Annotated in this window: 1 protein-coding gene and 1 pseudogene; both read left to right on the top strand. The window is 39.1% G+C overall.

Annotation, left to right across the window (positions count from 1 at the left end):
* Window positions 1-1,359 (top strand): annotated as a pseudogene (locus tag HMPREF2865_RS01695) (adhesin); the annotation flags it as partial.
* Window positions 1,359-1,853, top strand: coding sequence for a contact-dependent growth inhibition system immunity protein (locus HMPREF2865_RS01690; protein ID WP_025457499.1), 495 nt, complete (start codon window positions 1,359-1,361; stop codon window positions 1,851-1,853). The pseudogene HMPREF2865_RS01695 and the gene HMPREF2865_RS01690, both read left to right, overlap by 1 nt.
* The last annotated feature ends 76 nt before the right edge of the window (window positions 1,854-1,929 follow it).

Below are 1,929 nucleotides of genomic sequence, written 5' to 3'. Positions count from 1 at the left end.
GCACAGGTAGGGGGTGTGCTTGGACAGAATGCGGTGGAGAATAATCTGCTTAACAACGAAGACAGAAAAAAATACGATCTTTTAACAGAGAAAATTCTCAACCATACAGCAAGTAATGAGGAAAAGGCCGAATTTGAGCGGCTGGCTGCTAAAGACCAAGTAAGCAATGAGTTATATAGAAAATATTATTCAGACCTTCATCGAAAAGATGGAAAAAAAGACCTGACAACCCAAGAAGCAGCTAGTTTGCGATCCTATCTAGACATCATCTATGATGATCAGAAAATTCTTGATAGAAAAATTAAGAATGATCTCTATCAAGGTAAAGAAATCTTGAGAAATGGAGAACCTTATTATCCGTTTTGGCTAGCCAAAAGAGATAGAAAAGTCAGAGAACATTGGAATAACTCTTGGAAAGAAATCCAGGATGCCCGAGGAAAGTATAAAACCGGTTTGGCTACTGTTAAGCATTTCTTTTTATCGGAAGGTCGTCCGATAGGGAAATACGAGAAAGCTTGGAATATCCTTGAAAGGGATAAAGCTTATGCCGATAGTTTTGAAGGCAGAGCAGCAGCCTCCACCGCACAAGGCATTGCTTTAGGTTTGGAATTTACCACTCGAGGACGTTATCTGATGATGGCTATTGGTGGAGCACAAGCCAGTTACGGAACTTATCAAATCACACAGGGAAACCTTGAGCACGGGAAAGCCAATTTCTTTTTAGGTGCCGGAACAATGTTGGGTAGTGTCAGTCTTGGTGGGGCTTCGGTTAAGAAATCTCCGTTGGCAATCCACGAACCGATTCCGGCCGGATATAACCGACCGCCGACCAGCTTGGATGTTAATGCTGGGCGCATGGCTAATCAATTTTCAACTGCACATCAGAAAGTTACGGATTTAAATATCTTATTTGCCAAACCAAGTAAAACCGTTTCTAATTCAAAAGTAGGTATCCAATGGAATAATGGTATTGGAAAGCAAGGTATGCCATGGGAGAATTATGTTGGTAAAAACCTTCCCTCGGATGCTCGACTACCAAAGAATTTTAAAACTTTTGATTATTATGACTCCCGTGATGGCTTAGCCATTAGTGCTAAGACATTGGATACACAAACAGCATCAAGGATGCTCAAACCAAGACAAATTTATAGTACTTTAAAAAATTATATTGACAAAGCTGCCAATTTTAAAATCTATTCTCTTTCTGGTGTTGAGTTAAATGCTAATACAATTAGGCGGAGAGAGATACATTTAGCTATTCCAGCCCAAACCACTAAAGAGCAATGGCAGCAAATCAACAAAGCGATAGAATACGGAAAGACCCATAATGTTAATGTTAAAGTAACGGAGATTAAATAATGGAAGACAAGTTAGAAAATCAATATTTTGCAAGTTTATATGCAAATGAAAAAGCGTTCATTGTGCAAACAAAATCCGGATTTAGGTTGTTAATGTTGGACACCTTATTCCCACCTCATATTTTGCCTCCAAATGTCGATGACAATCTGCTTGGGCAAGCTATTTCTCAGGCATTAAAAAATAGTCGAACTTTTAAATATGGAAGTGAAGAATGTAAAAATTTTTTCGATCCGGTACAAAGAGTTCAACGCTATAACCAATGGGTTGATCATATACGAGAAACACTGGGGTATAAAACCAAATCAGCTCTTTTTAGAAGGATGATGATGTGCGGCATTACCATGAATAGCAAAGAAATCATAATTTCCCCCAACAAACATATCAGATCAGATGCGTGGGAAGGTATTGATGAAAAAGACATAATCATGCCTGCCGACAGTAACTATGTGGAAATTGGACAAGGAGCAAAACAAGCTCTAAGTTATTGTAAGTAGGTATATACGTAGTGCATAGGCTTGTTCCCACAACATACTTTTAGTGGCCGACGCCGTCAAAAACCAAACCGGACAG

This window comes from Neisseria sp. HMSC073G10 (genome assembly GCF_001812605.1).
GTDB lineage: Bacteria > Pseudomonadota > Gammaproteobacteria > Burkholderiales > Neisseriaceae > Neisseria > Neisseria subflava_A.
This window is presented reverse-complemented; position numbering and strand designations above follow the sequence as displayed.